We start from the raw sequence: 16,496 nt of genomic DNA, 5'->3' as shown, positions 1-16,496 counted from the left end.
TTCGTGCACGGGGCTTCTTCCTGTACGAGGAGGCCCGTCGTGCACCGGGAGTCCCGGTGCACGGTGCACCCCCGGTCAGGAGGAGAAGAGCATCCGGCCGAAACCACGCTGACGGTAGTGACCGCCGCCGTGGTGGCCGCCGTGGTGCGGGGCGCCCCAGGCGGGGGCCGCGGGCTGCGCGGCCGGGTAGGCCTGCGGGGCCGGCGGGGCGGGCGGAGCCTGCTGGACCCACTGGGACTCCAGGCGGGTCAGGGACTCCAGCTCGCCGTAGTCCAGGAATATCCCGCGGCAGCCGCTGCACTGCTCGATCTGGACGCCGTTGCGGTTGTACGTGTGCATGGCCGCATGGCACTTGGGACACTGCATGCTCGGCTCAACTCCCTGACTTCGCCGTACGAATGGTGACTTCACCTTATGTGGACGCCGCGGCGGCCGAGTCGGTTCGATGCCCGGCGATACGGGCGCAGGTGTCGATCATCACCTCCTCGACCTCGTCGAGCGGCCGGCCCTCGGCCGTCGACTTGGCCACGGCGAGCGCCGCCGTCTGGACCGTCAGGGCACGGGCGGGCACATCCAGTTGGACCCAGGGATCCGGGCCCACGGCCGGGCCGCCCGACTCCTGGTAGGCGCCGAGGAAGCGGGACCAGATCTCCGGGGGCAGGATGCCGGCCGCGAACCAGGCCGCGGGGCGGGCCAGATCCCACGCGGGATCGCCGACACCGGCGTCGTCCATGTCGATGAGGCGCCAGCGGGCGGGGGGCGGGGTGGGCCCGCCCGCGGACTCCGCGGGTCCCGTGTCGCGGACCAGCTGGCCCAGGTGGAAGTCGCCGTGGCAGAGGAGGCGGGGACCGTCGGACGCGACGCCCCCGGGGATCGACCGCCAGGCGGCCAGGACCGTCGTGGCGGCCGGGTGGTCCGGTGCCGTCCCGCGCATCCGGTCCACGGCGAGGGCCGCCTTGACGGGCGCCCTCATCTCCGGGAGCCGGCCGGCCGGCCCCGCGGGCGGCGGCGTGCGGTGGAGCAGGGCGAGCAGTGTCGCGGCCTCCTCCCACGGGGCGGCGTCGGGGTCGGCCGGGTCGACGGGCGAGCCGTACGGCCACACACTGACCGGCCGGCCGCCGAGTTCGCCCGGCGTGGACAGCGGGAGCGGCGGAAGGAAGACCTCGCGGACGTCCGGGTGGGCGGCGAGCGCGATCCGCGCCCGGTGCTCCTCGGGGTCGGTGCCGGGAGCGTGCGCCTTCGCGACCAGGCGCCCGTGCCGTACGACCGTCCCGTCGTCCCGGTCCGCGAGCACCCCCACGAGATCACCCGCACAGCGACAGGGCGTGCCGGGACGGTGGGCGGCGGCGTGCGCGTACGCGGCGAGGCCGTCGAGGAGGGGCCGGTCGGGGAAGTCCACGGGGGCGAGCGTACGGTGCGGGAACGCGCGAGGGCCGGTCAGCTCCCCAGCTGACCGGCCCCACGCTGCCGTCCGCCGCACCCCCGTCCCCACGGGGTTGATGGCCGGATGTCCCGACCCGGGCCGCTCTCCCGGGTCCGGGGCGCTGCTCAGCGCCCCAGCATCACGCCCACGGACGACGCCTGTGTGACCACTGCGTCCCAGCCGCCGAAGACGACCACGAGCAGGGCCGCGAGAGGGAGGACCATGGCGGTGGCCACCAGCGGGTGACGCCGGCTCGAAGGCTGGGTGCTCGTCCGCGATGCCGTGAAAGCCATGGTTCCTCTCCTGTCGTGTCTGGCGCGGCGGGTGCTTGACCTCGGGGGACGAGTGCTGCACCCGCCGCTTGACCTCAACATTAGGGAGCCGGGAGCGCCCGGTCGTCATGCCCGCGTACCGACTTGCGGGCCTCCCGGAGGATGACGCCCGGTCGTACGGTGTACTCCCCTGGGTGGAGACGGGGGCGCGGAACCCCGGGTCTTCCCTGAGGGGTGCCGGTCGGGCCGCCGGAGGGGCGGCCGGGGCGTGACTTCGCTCACTTCCCGGGGCGTCGCGCGAACCCCCTGGTCGGAGGGGGTCGGGAGGGCCTCCCGTCGCACCCCCGGTCCGCCTTCGCCGGATCGCCAACTAGGTTGACCGGGCGGGAGGTTGGGATGACCGCCGAAGGCACGCATTCCCCCCGCGTACCCCTCAGCACTGACAATCGATCCGGGTGCGAGGGCGCGGCCTATGAGCACGTACGGGCGCCACTACGTAAGCTGTGCCACGTCGAACGGACGAGGGGACGGACATGGCGATGATGCGGCTCCGGCGCGAGGATCCGCGGATCGTCGGGTCGTTCCGGCTCCACCGCAGGCTGGGGGCCGGCGGGATGGGCGTCGTGTACCTGGGTTCCGACCGGCGCGGCCAGCGGGTGGCGCTCAAGGTGATCCGGCCCGATCTGGCCGAGGACCAGGAGTTCCGGTCCCGGTTCGCCCGTGAGGTCTCGGCCGCCCGGCGGATCCGCGGCGGCTGTACGGCCCGGCTCGTCGCCGCCGACCTGGAGGCCGAGCGCCCCTGGTTCGCCACCCAGTACGTGCCCGGTCCCTCGCTGCACGACCGGGTCGCCGAGGAGGGCTCACTGCGCGCCGCCGACGTGGCCTCGATCGGGGCCGCGCTCTCGGAGGGGCTCGTCGCCGTCCACGAGGCCGGGGTCGTGCACCGGGACCTCAAGCCCTCGAACATCCTGCTCTCCCCCAAGGGCCCCCGGATCATCGACTTCGGCATCGCCTGGGCCACCGGGGCCAGCACCCTGACCCATGTCGGTACGGCCGTCGGCTCCCCCGGCTTCCTCGCCCCCGAGCAGGTGCGCGGCGCGGCCGTCACCCCCGCCACCGACGTGTTCTCGCTCGGTGCCACGCTGGCGTACGCGGCGATGGCCGACTCGCCCTTCGGGCACGGCAGTTCCGAGGTCATGCTCTACCGCGTCGTGCACGAGGAGCCGCAGCTGCACGGCGTGCCGGACGCGCTGGCGCCGCTCATCCGGGCCTGCCTGGCGAAGGACCCCGAGGACCGTCCCAGCACCCTTCAGCTGTCGATGCGGCTCAAGGAGATCGCCGCGCGCGAGGCGCAGGGGCTGCCGGTGTCACGGCCGCCCGTGCAGCGGGAGCGCGCCGAGGAGCGCAACGTCGTCCGGCCGACCGAGCGCTACACCGAGCGGGACGTGCCCGGTCGTGGGCCGGAGCGGGGCGCCGAGCGCGGCGGCGAGCGAGGCGGCGACCGGGGTACGGAGCGCGGCGCGGATCGTGGCACCGAGCGTGGTGCGGAGCGGGAGCGCGGCGGGCGCGGGCCCGGGCCGACGTCCCGGCCCGGCGGGCCCCGGACCGGTGGCCGACCAGCGACCCGGCCGGGTGCGCGGTCGACCTCCACGGGCCGCCGGCCCGCCAACCCGCGGCTGCTCCGGCAGCGGCTCTTCGTCTTCGTGGTGGTGACGCTGGTGGTGGCCCTGGGCATCGCCGCCGCCCAGGCCCTTCAGGGGTAGATCCCCGGGACGGGGCCTGGGGCCCGGGCCCGGTGTCCGGTGTCCGGCGGGCTGGGGCGGCACCTTGGGCCGGTGCTCGGGTTGGGCTTCGGCTTGGGGTTCGGGCTGGGGCCTGAGCCCTTCAGGACTCCGGGCGGCCCGTCGCCACCGCGTAGAAGGCCACCGCCGCCGCCGCGCCCACGTTCAGCGAGTCGACCCCGTGCGCCATCGGGATGCGGACCCACTCGTCCGCCGCCCGCAGCGCCTGCGTGGACAGACCGTCGCCCTCCGCGCCCAGCATCAGGGCCACCCGCTCCATACGGTGCGGAGCGGCCTCGTCGATCGACATCGCCTTCTCGGCCGGCGTCAGCGCCAGGAGCTTGAAGCCCGCCTCCCGTACCGCCTCCAGGCCCCGCGGCCATGTGTCGAGCCGGGCGTACGGCACCGAGAACACCGCACCCATCGACACCTTCACCGAGCGGCGGTACAGCGGGTCCGCGCAGTCCGGCGACAGCAGCACCGCGTCCATGCCGAGCGCCGCGGCGCTGCGGAAGATCGCGCCGATGTTGGTGTGGTCGTTCACCGACTCCATCACCACCACCCGGCGGGCGCCGACGAGCAGCTCCGCCGCGTCCGGCAGCGGCTTGCGCTGCATCGAGGCGAGGGCGCCCCGGTGCACGTGGTAGCCGGTCACGCGCTCCGCGAGGTCCGGCTGGATCGCGTACACCGGCGCGGGGACCTCGTCGATGACGTCCCGCATCACGTCGACCCACTTGGCCGAGAGCAGCATCGACCGCATCTCGTACCCGGCCTGACGGGCCCGGCGGATGACCTTCTCCCCCTCCGCGATGAACAGGCCCTCGGCCGGTTCCCTCCTGCGGCGGAGTTCGACATCGGTCAGACCGGTGTAGTCGCGCAGGCGCGGGTCGTCGGGGTCGTCGATCGTGATGAGTTCGGCCACGAGGTGATACTGCCTTGTCCGGGGTGTGGTGCCAATGTGTGTGCGGTGGTGCGTCGCCCGCTCCTGGGCGGTGCTACTCGACCAGGCGGTCCGGGCCTTCCGTGACGACCTCGCCGATCACGATGACCGCCGGCGGACGGACCTCCTGCGTCCGCACCGTCTCCGCCACGGTCGCCAGCGTCGCGTCCACCCGGCGCTGGGAGGCCGTCGTGCCCTCCTGGACCAGGGCGAGCGGAGTCTCCGGAGCCTTGCCGTGGGCGATCAGCGCCTCGGCGATCTTCCCGATCTTGTCCACGCCCATCAGGATCACCAGGGTGCCGGTGAGCTTCGCGAGCGACGCCCAGTCGACCAGGGAGCGCGGGTCCTCCGGGGCCACGTGACCGCTGACCACGGTGAACTCGTGCGCCACACCCCGGTGCGTCACCGGGATGCCGGCCGCGCCCGGGACCGAGATCGAGCTGGAGATGCCCGGCACCACCGTGCAGGCGATGCCCTCGGCGGCGAGCGCCTGCGCCTCCTCCATGCCCCGGCCGAAGACGAACGGGTCGCCGCCCTTCAGCCGTACGACGGACCTGCCCGCCTTCGCGTGCTCGATCAGCGCGTTGTTGATGGCCTCCTGGGCCATGAACCGGCCGTACGGGATCTTCGCCGCGTCGATCACCTCGACGTGCGGGGGCAGTTCGTCCAGCAGGTCGCGCGGGCCCAGGCGGTCGGCGATGACCACGTCCGCCTCGGCGAGCAGCCGGCGGCCGCGCACCGTGATCAGGTCCGGGTCGCCGGGGCCGCCGCCGACCAGCGCCACGAAGGGGGTACGCGCGCGGTGCTGCGGGGCCGCGATCGAACCGTCCCGCAGGCCCTCGACGATCGCGTCGCGGACGGCCGCCGAGCGGCGCGGGTCGTGGCCGGTGAGCACCGCGACGGTCACGCCCTCGCTGCGGCCCGTCGCCGGGGTCCAGGCGGTGGCCGCCTCGGCGTCGTCGGAGCGCACGCACCAGGTCCGGGACCGCTCGGCCTCGGCGGAGGCGGCGGCGTTCGTGGCGGCGTCGGTGGTCGCGACCAGGACGTACCAGGCGTCGGCGAGGTCGCCCTCCTCGTACCGGCGCTTGATCCAGGTGATCTCGCCCGTCTCCGCCATCACGTCCACGGACGGGGTCGCGGAGGGGGAGATCAGGGTGATCTCGGCGCCCGCGGCGATCAGGGCGGGGAGGCGTCGCTGGGCGACCTGGCCGCCGCCCAGGACGACCACGCGGCGGCCGGCCAGGCGCAGGCCCACCGGGTAGGCGGGGTGCGTCGTCGGCTGGGCGGTGTGCTCGGCGTGCTCGGCCATGGGTGAGCGGCTCCTCGGAGGGCGGGTGCTGGCCGCTGCTGCGATGGAGCGGCTGGTGGGCGGCGGCGGGGCGCCTGCGACCAGGATATCTGTGGCGGGGGCACGTCACGCTGTGACGGATCTCCCCGCCGTGGAGGGTGACGTGGGGGCCGCTCCGGAACAGGGTTCGGGACTGCATGATTTACGGCGCCCCGGGCCCTGAGAACGCTAAGCCTGTTTTCGCGCCACACATCACGCTTTACGTCCCGAACCCTGCTCCGGCGCGGCCCCCACTCCCGTACGTGGGTGGGGGCCGCGCCGGTGGTGCTACTTCTCGGTGACGCCAGCCGAGTCGAACGTGGCCACCTCGTGCATCGCGCGGGCCGCGCTCTGCACCAGGGGGAGGGCGAGCAGTGCGCCCGTGCCCTCGCCGAGACGGAGGTCCAGGTCGACCAGGGGGCGCAGGCCCAGCTTGTTGAGCGCGGCCACGTGGCCCGGCTCGGCGCTGCGGTGTCCGGCGATGCAGGCCGCGAGGGACTCCGGCGCGATCGCGCGGGCCACCAGGGCCGCCGCGCCGGTGGACACGCCGTCGAGGATCACCGGGGTACGCAGCGAGGCCGCGCCCAGGATCAGGCCGACGAGGGCCGCGTGCTCCAGGCCGCCGACCGCCGACAGGACGCCGATCGGGTCCGCCGGGTCCGGCTTGTGCAGGTCCAGGGCACGACGGACGACGTCCACCTTGCGGGCGTGCGTCTCGTCGTTGATGCCCGTGCCCCGGCCGGTGACCTCCGTCGGGTCGACGCCCGTGTAGACCGAGATCAGGGCGGCGGACGCGGTGGTGTTCGCGATGCCCATCTCGCCCGTGAGCAGGGCCTTGTTACCGGCCGCGACCAGGTCGCGGGCCGTTTCGATGCCCACCTCGATCGCCGCGAGCACCTCGTCGCGGGTCATCGCGAGACCCGTGGTGAAGTCTGCGGTGCCGGGGCGGACCTTGCGGGGCAGGAGACCGGGGGTGGCCGGGAGTTCGGACGCCACGCCCACGTCGATGACGCAGACCTCAGCGCCCACCTGGTTGGCGAAGGCGTTGCAGACCGCTCCCCCGCCGAGGAAGTTGGCCACCATCTGGCCGGTGACCTCCTGCGGCCAGGGCGTCACGCCCTGGGCGTGGACGCCGTGGTCGCCCGCGAAGATCGCGACGGCCGCCGGCTCCGGGATCGGCGGCGGGCACACCCGGGAGAGCCCGGAGAGCTGCGCCGCGATGATCTCCAGCATGCCGAGCGCGCCGGCCGGCTTGGTCATCCGCTTCTGGCGCTCCCACGCCTCGCCGAGCGCCTTCGCGTCCAGCGGGCGGATGTTGGCGATGGTCTCCTGGAGGAGGTCGTGCGGCTCCTCGCCGGGCAGCGCACGGCGGCCGTACGTCTCCTCGTGGACGACCCAGGCCAGCGGGCGGCGCTTGGACCAGCCCGCCTGCATCAGTTCGGGCTCCTCCGGGAACTCGTCGACGTAGCCCACGCAGAGGTACGCGACCACTTCGAGGTGCTCGGGGAGGCCCAGGGTGCGGACCATCTCGCGCTCGTCGAAGAAGCTGACCCAGCCGACGCCGAGGCCCTCGGCGCGGGCGGCGAGCCAGAGGTTCTCGACGGCGAGCGCCGAGGAGTACGGGGCCATCTGCGGCTGCGTGTAGCGGCCGAGGGTGTGACGGCCGCCGCGCGTCGGGTCCGCCGTCACGACGATGTTGACCGGGGTGTCGAGGATGGCCTCGATCTTCAGTTCCTTGAACTGCTTCGCCCGGGCCTTCGGCAGCGACTTGGCGTAGGCCTCGCGCTGTCGCCGGGCCAGCTCGTGCATCGACTGCCGGGTCTCGGCGGAGCGGATGACGACGAAGTCCCAGGGCTGCGAGTGACCGACGCTGGGCGCCGTGTGGGCCGCCTCCAGGACGCGGAGCAGCACCTCGTGCGGGATCGGGTCGGAGCGGAAGCCGTTGCGGATGTCGCGGCGCTCGCGCATCACGCGGAGGACGGCCTCGCGCTCGGCGTCGTCGTAGCCGGGGGCGGGGGCCGACTCGGCCTCCTCTTCCGCGACGGGGGCCGTCTCCGGCTGCGGCTCGGCCTGTTCGGCCTCCTCGGCCTCCACGAGTGCCTCGGGGGCGGCGGGCTCCTCGGCCTCGACCGGCTCCTCGGCCTGCGGGGCCTCGGCTTCGGGCGCCGCCTCGGGCACGGCCTCCGGGGTCGGCTCGGGCAGGGCCTCGGGGGCCTCTTCCGGTACGAAGGGGATCTCCTCGGCGACCGCCACGACGGGGGCCTCCTCGGGGAGCTGCTCCTCCGCGGGCCGCTCCTCCGCGGGCTGCTCCTCAGCCACGGCGACCGGCTCGGCCGGGGCCTCGGCGACGGCTTCCGCGACGGGTTCCGGCTGCTCCTCGGGCTGCGGCCCGGCCTCCGGTGCCTGCTCGGCCGCGGGTGCGGCCACGGGCTCCTCGGCCGGCGCGGGCTCGGGGGCCTCGGCGGCCGGCTCGCCCTCGCGCGGGGCGGGGACGACGGCCTGGACCTCGGGCGTCTCCGCCGGGGCCTCCGGTGCGGTCTGCTCGACGGCCACCGGTGCCTCGGGCTCCGACGGCTCCTCGGGCGCGGGGGTCGGCTCCGGCGCCGGGACCGGGGCCAGGTGGGGGGTCGTCGGGACGTTGCCCTCGACCTGGACGAACTGCCCGCTCTGCGGGACGACCGTTTCTGCGGGGAGCTCCGGTGCCGCGGGCTCCTGGGGCTGCGCGGCCCACGGCTCGGCGCCCTGCGGCGCGAGCTGCTGGTCCTGCGCGATCTCGAAGTACTCGGGGCCGCCGGTCGGCGGACCCGGGTTCCGTACCGGCATCGGCGCGGGGACGGTGGCCACGAGCGGCTCGGGCACGGGGACCGGCGCGGGCTGCGGGGCCGGTGCGGGCGCGGCGGCGGGGCCGCGGTCGGCCAGCGAGAGGACGACGCCGCCGGCCTCGGGCAGGGGCGGTCCCATGTGCAGCGGACGGCGGGCCTGCTGCGGGGCCGGGGCCGGCGGGGGCACCCGGACTCCGCTCAGGTCGACGGAGCCGGAGTCGCGGCCCGCCGCCTCGTGCGCGCCGGTGTCGAGGATGCCCGGCTCATAGCCGTGCTGGGTGGGCGCCTGCTCCTGCGGGGCGACGGGGACGCCGTGCGCCGGGGTGCCGGCGAGCTGGTCCAGCGGGATGCCGTGGGCGGGCGTGCCCGTCGGCCGGTCCACCGGGACGCCGTGCGCGGGGGTGCCGGCGACCTGCTCCAGCGGGATGCCGTGCGCCGGAGTGCCGGTGAGCTGCTCCACGGGGACGCCGTGGGCCGGGGTGCCGGCGAGCGGGACGCCGTGCGCCGGGGTGCCCGGCGGGACGCCCTGCGTCGGGGCCTGGTGCTGCGGGGCCGTGAGGACGTCGGCGAGGGCGACGGAGTCCAGCGGGGCCGTGAGCGGGTCCGGCAGCGGGTCGGTGAGCGGGTCACCGATCACGGCCGGCGCCTCGGGGGCCACCGGGTGCACGGCCTGGTTCGGGACCACGGGTGCCGCCGGCGGCTGCAGGGCGACCGGGGGCGCGGGCGCGACGCCCGGCGGGTGCTCGCTCCAGGCGCCCTGGGCGCCCGGCATCAGCAGAAGGTCGTCGTCCTCGGTGGTGTGCTCGGAGGGGTCCAGGAAGGTGTACGCGCCCGGTGCGGGGATGCCCGGCTGCTCGACCATGCCTGCGTTCTCCGGCAGCCCCTCGCCCGGGACCTGGCCGGTGTCCGTCATGCGTACCCCTCGCCCATCGCTTGTGTTCCTTCAGACCTGCGCCCGTCGACAAGAACGAGCGCGCGCGCCGCGCGGCACGAAGGACACGCGGACATCCATCACATTGTCGCGGCCGCGGGCCCTCGTGGCAGGGAGATTTGCCACGGTGCGCTGTGGACTGCGCCACGTCGCGCGGTCCCCCCTTGTCGCGTACCACGTCAGCGGCGCAATGCGGCCACCCATTCAGGACATTGACGAACGAAGCGCCGAACGTCCGGATGCGGTACAACAATCGGCCAGCCTACCTGGCCCGGCGGGCGGCACGGTCACGGGTGGGGGGTGCCGGGACTACGCGTGGGGGGTGTCGGTCCTGCGGCCGGAGAGCAGGAAGACGACCGAACGCTCGCGTTCCGACCAGTCGTGCGGGTCGAGTCCGACGGTCTGCAGGAGCAGGCTCTCGACGGTGTAGCCGCCGTCGGCGAGGGCGGCGCCGATGGCCTCGGCCTCGTCCCGGGTGGAGGCGTGGGCGACGATGCGTTCCGGCCGTCGGTCGGTGCAGGCGGTGACGACGGCGACCCCGCCGGCCGCGACGCGGACGACATCGGGTTCGGGCAGGCTCTCCAGGACGTGCGGGGCCCGGCCGCGCACGGTCTGGAGGGGTACGCCGTGGCGGCGGGCGGCCTGCTCGGTGCGGGCGCAGGCCGTCGGGTCGAGGTCCACGGCGATGACGGCGGCGCCGAAGCGGGCCGCCTCGACGGAGAAGGCGCCGCCCGCGCAGCCGATGTCCCAGACGAGGTCGCCGGTGCGGGGCCCGAGGCGGGCGAGCTGGGCGGCGCGCAGGGAGGGGTCCTCGCCCGCCCGGGTCCGGGCGCCGCCCCCTGCGGGGTCGTACTCCTCCGTGGGCAGGCCCCAGCCGCGGACCGGGGGCGCCGCCGGGTCCTGGCCCATCAGCCAGGGGGCGGCGGGGGGCCCGCCCGCGGTGCCGCCGATGACGAGGACGACGTTCGGGTCGCGCCAGCTGTGGTCGGCGGCCTTGTCGGAGGTGAGGACGGAGACCTGTTCGCGGTCGGTGCCGAGTTCCTCGCAGACGACGAAGGTGCGGTGGACGCCGTCGAGGAGCAGGGCGAGTTCGGCGGGTCCCGCGCCGGGCGAGGTGAGGACGGCGACCTTGGGGTGGGCGCGGCAGACGTTGACGGCGCGGCGCAGGGTGCGCTGCTGGGCCACGACGATCCGGGCGTCCTCCCAGGGCATCCCGGCGCGGGCGAACGCGGCGGCGACGGAGGACACGGCGGGGACGACCTCGACCTCCAGGCCGTGTTCCGGGGCGCGCAGGGTGCGGACGACACCGAAGAAGCCGGGGTCGCCGTCGGCGAGGACGACGGCGGTGCCGCGGTGTCCGGCGATGCGGCGGGCGGCGAGGTCGACGCTGCCGAGGCGGATGCGTTCGGCGCCGGGCGGGACCTCGGGCAGCGCCAGATGGTGGGCGGCGCCCGCCACCAGGGTGGCGGCGGAGAGCGCGGACCGGGCCGCCGCGGTGAGGGGCGAGCCGTCCCAGCCGATCACCGTGACGCGGTCGGCCATTCGTCGTCTCCTGGTGTCGTCGCAGGTCGGGGGCGTGCCGAGCGTACCCCGGGTGGGGGCGCCGGGCTCAGCTCCAGTCGGTGTACGAGGAGTATCCGGCCTCGGCCATCTGGTCGGCGACGTCGTCGAGGTCCTCGGGGAGGAGGCCCCAGACGATGAAGTCGGTGCGCAGCTCGGTCCAGTTGCCGTCCTCGGTGCGGGTGCGGGCTATGCAGGCGTTGCGGAGGACGCCTTCGCTGATGCAGCCGATCTTCTGGGCGACCTGCTGGGAGGCGGTGTTGTCGGCGGCGGTGCGCAGTTCGAGACGCTCGAACTTCTGGTCGCCGAAGAGCCACTGGGCGGTGGCGAGGGCGGCTTCGGAGGCGTATCCCTCGCCTCGGGCCCAGGGGGCGACGATGTAGGAGAGTTCGGTCGAGCGGACCCGCCAGTCGGTCTTGCCCAGCTGGATGATGCCGACCAGGCGCTGGGTGAGGAATTCGGTGACGGCGAGGTCGATGCCCCGGCCGGCGGCGCGTTCGGCGGGCGCGTACTCGGTGATCCAGCGGCGGGCGGCCGCCTCGGTGAAGGGCTGGGGCACCGCGGTCCAGGCGCCGACGAGTTCGTCGTTCATCATCTCGGCGAGGGCGGGGGCGTCTCCCTCCTCGAGCGCGCGCAGCACCAACCGGTCCGTGTTGATGGAGATGTCCGGAAAGGTGGTAGTCATGCGCAGCTCCATGCCGTGGACCGTCCGAATCGACCGTGAACGCACAGCATGCAGCATGTGGGCGCCGCTGCGCATGGCCGGGTCGGTGTCGGGTGGGGGGTGTGGCGAAGGCCCCGCGCACCGGACGGGGTGCGGGGGCCTTCTGCTCAAGGACTGTACGGGGGAACCGGTCTGACGGTCCCTCGGACGGTGGAGCCTACTTGGCGGCGCCGAAGGCCGGGATGACCGAGCCCTTGTAGGTGTCCTCGATGTACTTCTTCACCTCGGGCGAGTTGAGGAGCTTGGCGAGCTTCTGCACGCGGGCGTCCTTCTCGTTGCCCTCCTTGACGGCGAGGAAGTTGGCGTACGGGTTGCCGTCCGCCTTCTCCAGGGCGATGGCGTCCTTGGCCGGCGAGAGCTTGGCCTCGATGGCGTAGTTGCCGTTGATGACGGCGGCGTCCACGTCGTTCAGGGCGCGGGGCACGGTGGCGGCCTCCAGCTCCTTGAACTCCAGGCCCTTCTTGTCGGTGATGTCGGAGAGCTTGGCGTTGGTGCCGACACCCGGCTTGATGGTGATCAGGCCGTTCTCGGCGAGCAGCTGGAGCGCGCGGCCGCCGTTGGTGGTGTCGTTCGGGACGGCGATGGTCTGGCCCGCCTTGATGTCCTTCACCGACTTGATGTTCTTGGAGTAGAGGCCCAGCGGCTCCAGGTGGACGTTGACCACCGGGACGATGTGGGTGTTGTTCTTCTTGTTGAAGTCGTCGAGGTACGGCTTGTGCTGGAAGAAGTTGGCGTCGACCTGGCCGGTCTCGGTGGCGGTGTTCGGCAGGACGTAGTCCGTGAACTCCCGCACCTCCAGCTTCAGGCCGGCCTTCTCGGCCAGGTTGTCCTTGACGTAGTTGAGGATGTCGGCGTGCGGCGTCGGGGACGCGGCGACGACGAGTGCCTTGGAGTCGCCGGCGTCGGCGCTGCCGCAGGCGCTGAGGCCGAGGGCGAGGGCGGCGGTGGCGGCGATACCGGCGGTGAGCTTGATGTTCTTACGCACGAAGAGTGCCTCTTTCCGGTGGTGCGGTGGTCGCCTGGACAACAAGTCCGGGCTGTTCTTCGAAGGACGAAGTCTTGGGGTGGCCGGGGAGCCGTTACGCGGTACGGCCCCGGCGGGCGAGGAGTCGTACGACCCCGTCGCCGATGAGCTGGACGACGGTCACGATCAGAACCAGGATCACGATGGTGACCAGCATGAACGTGGTGTCGAAGCGCTGGTATCCGTAGGTGACGGCCTTGGAGCCGAGGCCTTCGCCGCCGACCGCGCCGGCCATCGCCGAGTAGCCGATGAGGACGATGACCGTGGTGGTGACGCCCGCGATCAGCGAGGGCAGGGCCTGCGGGAGCAGCACCTTGCGGACGATGGTGGGGATGCCGCCGCCCATGGCCTGGACGGCCTCGACGAGCCCGTGGTCGACCTCGCGGATGGAGGTCTCGACGAGGCGCGCGAAGAAGGGGATGGCGCCGATGGCGAGCGGCACGATCATGGCGGTGGGGCCGATGAAGGTGCCGACGACCAGGGTGGTGAAGGGGATCAGGGCGATCAGCAGGATGATGAACGGCAGCGAACGGCCGATGTTCACGATCGCACCGACGACCTTGTTGACGGGCAGGTTCTGCAGCAGGCCGCCCTTGTCCGTGAGGACGAGGAGGATGCCGAGCGGCAGGCCGCCGACCACGGTGACGACGGTGGCCCACAGGACCATGTAGAGGGTGTCGAGGGTGCCCTGCTCCAGCAGTGGCTGCATCTCGGACCAGGTCACTTGGCACCTTCCTTCACGAGCAGGGTCGCCGCGTCCTGGACAACCGTTTCTTCGGTGAGCGTCTCCTCGACGACCTCGACCTGGAGGCCCTGCTCGCGCAGGAAGCCGACCGGGACGACGTTGTCCTCGTACCGTCCGGGCAGTTCGATCCGCATCCGGCCGATCTGCCTGCCCCCGACGGTGTCCATCGCCGCCCCGAGGATCGAGATGTCGATGTTGTACGTGCGGGAGAGCTGCGAGATCACCGGCTGGGTCGCGGCGTCGCCGTGGAAGGTGACGTCGACGACCGTGCGGTCGGGGCCGGTGTGGGCGCCGCTGACCGGGAAGAGCTCGGCGGCCAGCTGGGAGCCGGGGGTGGCGAGCAGTTCGCTCACGGTGCCGGACTCGACGATCCGCCCCTTCTGCATCAGCGCGGCCGAGTCGCAGATCGTCTTGACGACGTCCATCTCGTGCGTGATGAGCAGGACGGTGAGGCCGAGCTGCCGGTTGAGGTCGCGCAGCAGCTGGAGGATGGAGCGGGTGGTCTCCGGGTCGAGGGCGCTGGTGGCCTCGTCGGAGAGCAGGACCTTGGGCTCGCCGGCCAGGGCACGGGCGATGCCGACCCGCTGCTTCTGACCGCCCGAGAGCTGGCCCGGGTAGGACTTGGCCTTGTCGGCGAGGCCGACCAGGTCGAGGAGTTCGAGGGCGCGGCGGGAGCGCTCGGCTCCGGAGACGCCGAGGATCTCCAGGGGAAGCTCGATGTTGTCCTTCACCGTGCGGGAGGACAGCAGGTTGAAGTGCTGGAAGACCATGCCGATGCTGCTGCGCGCCCGGCGCAGGTCCTTGCCGGCGCGGCGGCCCTTGCCGGCGAGGGCGGTGAGGTCCACGCCGTCGACGGTCACGGTGCCGGAGGTGGGGCGCTCCAGGAGGTTGACGCAGCGGATGAGCGAGGACTTGCCGGCGCCGCTCTGGCCGATCACGCCGAATACCTCGCCCTCGCGGACGTGGAGGTCGACACCGTCCAGAGCGGTGACCTGGCGGCCGCGCGACTCGTAGACCTTGGTCAGGCCCGAAGTGGTGATCACAGGGGGTTTCCGTCACTGTCGAGTGCGCGACGCGGGGTCCGTCGTGCACGGGGCATTCGTCTTCGGACAGTCAGGCGCACGGAGGCCGGTCCGGCGGGTGGCCGGGAGTCTCGGCGGTGCGCGGGGCGGGCACGGTCCACCGCCGGAAGGCGGGAGGAACGGCACGGCCGTCGGTCTCGCTTCGGGGCGCGAAACTCAGGCGGGGGCCCTCAGATGGCGCACATTCGACACATACAACGAGCACCGGGCGTCGGGATCGCCTCGGTCGCAAGGATGCGGCTGCTCGTCGTGGTCATGTCTGCAAGTAAAGCATGCGCAGGTGCGAACGAAAGGGGGCTGTCCGAATAGCGGACGTCATTGAGACGCCATGCGGACACTTCGGAGGCCTTCATTCCGCGCGCCGTCCCCCTGTGGCCTGCGGGGACGGGTGCCTCGCACCGGGGCCCGCGAGGGGTCCGCCGGGGACCTTGCGGGTGCCGGCTGTGGCCAAGGCCACGGTCCGCGCGCGGGCCCGTGGCGACGGCGCGGGGGGCGAGCGCATCGGGCCATTCGCACCGTAATACCCTCGGGCCCATGCTTGACGTCCTGACGGTCGCGGTCTCCGTGGCCGCGCTCGCCCTCGCCGCCTGGTGCGGCTTCGCCGCCTTCCGCGACCAGTCGACCAAGGACTGGCACTTCATCGGCATGGCCGTGGTGACCTTCCTCGTCCTGGTCCAGCTGATCGTCGGGATCGTGCAGCTGGTGCGTGGCGAGAAGGCCGAGGAGGGCGCGACGATCTTCGTCGCCTATCTGCTCGGGGCGCTGTGCGCGGTGCCCATCGCCGGCTTCATGTCGCTCGCGGAGCGCAGCCGGTGGGGTTCGGCCACGGTGGCCGCCGGCGCGGTCGTCCTGGCCGTGCTCGAAGTGCGTCTCTACGACATCTGGACGGTGGGCTGACCATGACCGAGACGCGGCAGAAGACGGCACAGGGCACGAAGGCCCGTCTCGTCACGGGCCCCGGCATCCTGCTCGTCTGGCTCTACGGCGTGATGTCGGTCGGCGCGGTCTCGCGCTCGATCTACCAGATCGCCACCGAGTTCGACCGGGCGCCGCTCGCGTACACCCTGTCGGCGGTGGCCGCCGTCGTCTACGCCTTCATCACCTACACGCTGGTGCGGGGCGGGGAGAAGGCCCGCAGGGCGGCGCTGGTGTGCTGCGCCGCCGAGCTCACGGGCGTGCTGATCGTGGGGACCTGGACGCTGGTCGAGCCGTCCGCCTTCCCGGACGCGACGGTCTGGTCGGACTACGGCTACGGCTATCTCTTCATTCCGGTCCTGCTGCCGCTGAGCGGCATCTGGTGGCTGCGCCGTTCGCGTACCGCGACGGCCGCCTGAGTCAGGCCGCGGCCTTCTCCAGGGTCACCAGGGTGAGCTTGGGGCCGAGCTCGCGGGTGGCGACCTGCGCGTACCCCTTGCTGCGGTAGAGGCGCAGATTGCCCTCGCTGCGGTGGCCGGTGAAGAGCTGGAAGCGCTTGGGCGACGGGGCCGGCCGCACCGCCGTCCCGGCCGTCTCGGCGAAGTGGCGCTCGATGCCGTCGAGAAGGCGGCCGCCGAGGCCGTGCCGCTGCATCCGCGGGTGCACGATCAGCTTGGCGATCCGCACCGTGCCGTCCTCGTCGAGCCGGGCCCGTACGGAGGCGACGACCTCGTCGCCGAGCCGGGCCACCAGCCCGTACCCCTCGGCCAGTTCGGCGCGCAGGGCGTCGAGCGACTGGGTCAGCGGTTCGATGGACCAGTCCCCGTAGAGCTCCGCCTCGCTCTGGTAGCAGAGGTACTGCAGCTTCAGGATGTGCTCCGCGTCCGCCGCGTCCGCCGCTGAGATGGTCACACTCAGGCCCATGTGTGCACGCCTCCCGCTCATCTGTC

Annotated in this window: 15 protein-coding genes; 3 read left to right on the top strand and 12 right to left on the bottom strand. The window is 73.3% G+C overall.

The genetic code is table 11. The features are described from left to right. Positions 1 to 75: 75 nt before the first annotated feature. From ACFQ79_RS30220 to ACFQ79_RS30210, 3 genes are all read right to left on the bottom strand, one after another. Entirely contained in the window at positions 76 to 366 is a 291-nt protein-coding gene (locus tag ACFQ79_RS30220; RefSeq protein ID WP_187622671.1) for a zf-TFIIB domain-containing protein, read from the bottom strand. 46 nt (positions 367 to 412) lie between these two features. Continuing rightward, positions 413 to 1,399 (bottom strand): aminoglycoside phosphotransferase family protein, encoded by a 987-nt coding sequence (locus ACFQ79_RS30215; protein ID WP_383589402.1) that lies wholly within the window; start codon positions 1,397 to 1,399, stop codon positions 413 to 415. A gap of 149 nt (positions 1,400 to 1,548) precedes the next feature. Further along, on the bottom strand, positions 1,549 to 1,716 hold the full coding sequence (locus ACFQ79_RS30210) for a hypothetical protein (protein WP_187622673.1): 168 nt from the start codon (positions 1,714 to 1,716) through the stop codon (positions 1,549 to 1,551). Between the two features lie 512 nt (positions 1,717 to 2,228). On the opposite strand from ACFQ79_RS30210, the gene ACFQ79_RS30205 reads away from it, so the two are divergent. After that, the gene (locus tag ACFQ79_RS30205; RefSeq protein WP_383589398.1) at positions 2,229 to 3,458 is read left to right on the top strand and encodes a serine/threonine-protein kinase; all 1,230 of its coding nucleotides are present in this window, start codon (positions 2,229 to 2,231) and stop codon (positions 3,456 to 3,458) included. 121 nt (positions 3,459 to 3,579) lie between these two features. On the opposite strand, the gene ACFQ79_RS30200 is transcribed toward ACFQ79_RS30205, so the two are convergent. From ACFQ79_RS30200 to ACFQ79_RS30165, 8 genes are all read right to left on the bottom strand, one after another. Next, entirely contained in the window at positions 3,580 to 4,398 is an 819-nt protein-coding gene (locus ACFQ79_RS30200) for an RNA methyltransferase (protein ID WP_187622675.1), read from the bottom strand. A 73-nt stretch (positions 4,399 to 4,471) separates the two neighbouring features. Then, positions 4,472 to 5,725 (bottom strand): uroporphyrinogen-III C-methyltransferase, encoded by a 1,254-nt coding sequence (gene cobA, locus ACFQ79_RS30195; RefSeq protein WP_383589397.1) that lies wholly within the window; start codon positions 5,723 to 5,725, stop codon positions 4,472 to 4,474. A 306-nt stretch (positions 5,726 to 6,031) separates the two neighbouring features. After that, positions 6,032 to 9,478, bottom strand: a complete 3,447-nt coding sequence (cobT, locus tag ACFQ79_RS30190; protein ID WP_383589395.1) for a nicotinate-nucleotide--dimethylbenzimidazole phosphoribosyltransferase — start codon at positions 9,476 to 9,478, stop codon at positions 6,032 to 6,034. A gap of 327 nt (positions 9,479 to 9,805) precedes the next feature. Continuing rightward, positions 9,806 to 11,038, bottom strand: coding sequence for a precorrin-6y C5,15-methyltransferase (decarboxylating) subunit CbiE (gene cbiE / locus ACFQ79_RS30185; protein WP_383589393.1), 1,233 nt, complete (start codon positions 11,036 to 11,038; stop codon positions 9,806 to 9,808). Positions 11,039 to 11,105: 67 nt separating this feature from the next. Beyond that, positions 11,106 to 11,741 carry a GNAT family N-acetyltransferase gene (locus ACFQ79_RS30180; protein ID WP_383589391.1) on the bottom strand — a complete coding sequence of 212 codons (636 nt, stop codon included), beginning with the start codon at positions 11,739 to 11,741 and terminating at the stop codon, positions 11,106 to 11,108. A 196-nt stretch (positions 11,742 to 11,937) separates the two neighbouring features. Further along, positions 11,938 to 12,765 (bottom strand): MetQ/NlpA family ABC transporter substrate-binding protein, encoded by an 828-nt coding sequence (locus tag ACFQ79_RS30175; protein ID WP_383589390.1) that lies wholly within the window; start codon positions 12,763 to 12,765, stop codon positions 11,938 to 11,940. Between the two features lie 94 nt (positions 12,766 to 12,859). Beyond that, positions 12,860 to 13,528: a methionine ABC transporter permease gene (locus ACFQ79_RS30170; protein WP_383589388.1), complete on the bottom strand. Its 669-nt coding sequence runs from the start codon at positions 13,526 to 13,528 to the stop codon at positions 12,860 to 12,862. Next, positions 13,525 to 14,592 carry a methionine ABC transporter ATP-binding protein gene (locus tag ACFQ79_RS30165; RefSeq protein WP_383589386.1) on the bottom strand — a complete coding sequence of 356 codons (1,068 nt, stop codon included), beginning with the start codon at positions 14,590 to 14,592 and terminating at the stop codon, positions 13,525 to 13,527. The genes ACFQ79_RS30170 and ACFQ79_RS30165 overlap by 4 nt, the downstream gene beginning before the upstream one ends. A gap of 573 nt (positions 14,593 to 15,165) precedes the next feature. On the opposite strand from ACFQ79_RS30165, the gene ACFQ79_RS30160 reads away from it, so the two are divergent. Together ACFQ79_RS30160 and ACFQ79_RS30155 are read left to right on the top strand one after the other, a co-directional pair. Further along, complete coding sequence (locus ACFQ79_RS30160; RefSeq protein WP_383589384.1) at positions 15,166 to 15,528, top strand: hypothetical protein; 363 nt, start codon at positions 15,166 to 15,168, stop codon at positions 15,526 to 15,528. 2 nt (positions 15,529 to 15,530) lie between these two features. Then, positions 15,531 to 15,965: a hypothetical protein gene (locus tag ACFQ79_RS30155; protein ID WP_383589382.1), complete on the top strand. Its 435-nt coding sequence runs from the start codon at positions 15,531 to 15,533 to the stop codon at positions 15,963 to 15,965. A 1-nt stretch (position 15,966) separates the two neighbouring features. On the opposite strand, the gene ACFQ79_RS30150 is transcribed toward ACFQ79_RS30155, so the two are convergent. Beyond that, complete coding sequence (locus ACFQ79_RS30150) at positions 15,967 to 16,470, bottom strand: GNAT family N-acetyltransferase (protein WP_383589380.1); 504 nt, start codon at positions 16,468 to 16,470, stop codon at positions 15,967 to 15,969. Positions 16,471 to 16,496: the final 26 nt, after the last annotated feature.

The organism is Streptomyces sp. NPDC056480 (assembly GCF_042795405.1).
GTDB lineage: Bacteria > Actinomycetota > Actinomycetes > Streptomycetales > Streptomycetaceae > Streptomyces.
This window is presented reverse-complemented; position numbering and strand designations above follow the sequence as displayed.

What these genes read in the sequence shown, in the direction of transcription:
- ACFQ79_RS30180 (WP_383589391.1), bottom strand. Translation starts at nt 11,741, where the DNA reads ATGACTACCACCTTTCCGGACATCTCCATCAACACGGACCGGTTGGTG.
- ACFQ79_RS30205 (WP_383589398.1), top strand. Translation starts at nt 2,229, where the DNA reads ATGGCGATGATGCGGCTCCGGCGCGAGGATCCGCGGATCGTCGGGTCG.
- ACFQ79_RS30210 (WP_187622673.1), bottom strand. Translation starts at nt 1,716, where the DNA reads ATGGCTTTCACGGCATCGCGGACGAGCACCCAGCCTTCGAGCCGGCGT.
- ACFQ79_RS30220 (WP_187622671.1), bottom strand. Translation starts at nt 366, where the DNA reads ATGCAGTGTCCCAAGTGCCATGCGGCCATGCACACGTACAACCGCAAC.
- cobA (WP_383589397.1), bottom strand. Translation starts at nt 5,725, where the DNA reads ATGGCCGAGCACGCCGAGCACACCGCCCAGCCGACGACGCACCCCGCC.
- cbiE (WP_383589393.1), bottom strand. Translation starts at nt 11,038, where the DNA reads ATGGCCGACCGCGTCACGGTGATCGGCTGGGACGGCTCGCCCCTCACC.
- cobT (WP_383589395.1), bottom strand. Translation starts at nt 9,478, where the DNA reads ATGACGGACACCGGCCAGGTCCCGGGCGAGGGGCTGCCGGAGAACGCA.
- ACFQ79_RS30160 (WP_383589384.1), top strand. Translation starts at nt 15,166, where the DNA reads ATGCTTGACGTCCTGACGGTCGCGGTCTCCGTGGCCGCGCTCGCCCTC.
- ACFQ79_RS30155 (WP_383589382.1), top strand. Translation starts at nt 15,531, where the DNA reads ATGACCGAGACGCGGCAGAAGACGGCACAGGGCACGAAGGCCCGTCTC.
- ACFQ79_RS30150 (WP_383589380.1), bottom strand. Translation starts at nt 16,470, where the DNA reads ATGGGCCTGAGTGTGACCATCTCAGCGGCGGACGCGGCGGACGCGGAG.